This is a genomic window from Pantoea sp. R102, assembly GCF_004916815.1.
GTDB classification, from domain to species: domain Bacteria; phylum Pseudomonadota; class Gammaproteobacteria; order Enterobacterales; family Enterobacteriaceae; genus Pantoea; species Pantoea dispersa.
Genome location: NZ_SDFT01000290.1, coordinates 1 through 1,743 on the forward strand (window position 1 = coordinate 1; position 1,743 = coordinate 1,743).

The 1,743-nt window shown below is 55.4% G+C and carries 3 protein-coding genes; 1 reads left to right on the forward strand and 2 read right to left on the reverse strand.

All coding sequences use genetic code 11. From position 1 onward, the window contains the following. Positions 1 to 343, reverse strand: a 343-nt coding sequence (gene grcA / locus ERD80_RS21910) for an autonomous glycyl radical cofactor GrcA (RefSeq protein WP_136548541.1), incomplete at its 3' end; no start/stop codon positions are given. Between the two features lie 263 nt (positions 344 to 606). Here grcA and ung point away from each other — a divergent pair. Further along, positions 607 to 1,284: a uracil-DNA glycosylase gene (ung, locus tag ERD80_RS21915; RefSeq protein WP_058775636.1), complete on the forward strand. Its 678-nt coding sequence runs from the start codon at positions 607 to 609 to the stop codon at positions 1,282 to 1,284. 45 nt (positions 1,285 to 1,329) lie between these two features. Here ung and grpE read toward each other — a convergent pair. After that, a partial coding sequence (gene grpE / locus ERD80_RS21920; protein WP_136548543.1) for a nucleotide exchange factor GrpE occupies positions 1,330 to 1,743 on the reverse strand: 414 nt, incomplete at its 5' end.

Sequence of the window (1,743 nt, forward strand, 5' to 3'; positions counted from 1 at the left end):
GCTGTTCTGGCGTCAGCGCGTTAAAGCGCACCGCATAGCCCGACACGCGAATGGTCAGCTGCGGATATTTTTCCGGATGCTTCACCGCATCTTCCAGCGTTTCACGGCGCAGCACGTTAACGTTGAGGTGCTGACCGCCTTCAACGCGCACCTGTGGTTTCTGCTCCAGTGGAATTTCACGGTAAGCAATCTCGCCAAGGTCGCTGACTGCAACAACCTGATCTTCCGTGAAATCGCCTTTTGCGCACAGGCAGCGGGCTTCGGCTTTCTCATTGTCCAGCAGCCAGAACGAGTTCAGCAGCTGCGGATTTTGTGCCTGAGTAATTTGAATACCGGTAATCATAGAGGCCTCCAGGGCTTAGCGCTGCGGCAGGAGCACAGCGCGGTTCTTCGGGTTATGTGATGCTCTGGTATATCACCGCGCTGACCGGCTCGTTTTGACCTGTATCAATTTCGTCCGGCCAGAATTTTTGCCCCCACTCTAATAAATTGATTTATAATAATTTTCATCATTAACTTTTTCTGTAATTGTTCAACTTATTTTTACCCTTCTGCTGCCCCGCCGGACACGCTAAGCTAAAGGCATCAATTTGCAGGGAGTCAATGATGGCTGAGAAGCTGACCTGGCACGATGTGCTGGCTGAAGAGAAAGAAAAACCTTACTTCGTGGAAACGCTGAAAGCGGTAGCCGAAGAGCGTGCGGCGGGCGTGACGGTCTATCCGCCGCAAAAGGACGTGTTCAACGCGTTCCGTCTCACCGAACTGGGCGATATTAAAGTGGTGATCCTCGGCCAGGATCCGTACCACGGCCCGAATCAGGCGCATGGCCTGGCGTTCTCGGTCCTGCCGGGCGTGGCCATTCCGCCGTCGCTGCTCAATATGTACAAAGAGCTGGAACAGGACATTCCTGGCTTTCAGCGTCCGCAGCACGGCTTTCTTGAAAGCTGGGCGAAACAGGGTGTGCTGCTGCTGAATACGGTGTTAACCGTGGAAGCTGGCAAAGCGCATTCGCACGCGCGTTTCGGCTGGGAAACCTTCACCGACAATGTGATCAGCGCCATCAACACCCATCGCGAAGGGGTGATTTTCCTGCTGTGGGGATCGCACGCGCAGAAGAAAGGCAGCATTATTGATGCGCAGCGTCATCACGTATTGAAAGCACCGCATCCTTCGCCGCTTTCGGCCCATCGCGGCTTTTTTGGCTGTCAGCATTTTTCCAAAGCCAATGCGCTGCTGAGCCAGGCTGGCCAGACGCCCATTGACTGGACGCCGGTGCTGCCCTGAAAACACAAACGGCCGCATCAGCGGCCGTTGTTACACGGGAGCGGCTTAGCCTTTGGCTTTTGATACCGCAACCATCGCCGGACGCAGCAGGCGACCGTTGAGGGTGTAACCGCGCTGCATCACCATCAGCACGTGGTTTGGCGCCACTTCTTCAGACTCCATCATCGACATCGCCTGATGCACATCCGGGTTGAACGGCACATTAGTTTCGCCCACCACTTCCACACCGAACTTGCGCACCGCACCCAGCAGTGATTTCAGCGTCAGCTCGATGCCTTCAATCATCGAAGCCAGCTCGGTGTTCTCTTTATCCGCCACTTCCAGCGCGCGCTCCAGGCTATCAATCACCGGCAGCAGCTCGTTGGCAAACTTTTCCAGCGCAAACTTGTGCGCTTTTTCCACGTCCATTTCGGCACGGCGACGGATGTTTTCAATCTCAGCCTGCGCGCGCAGCTGAGC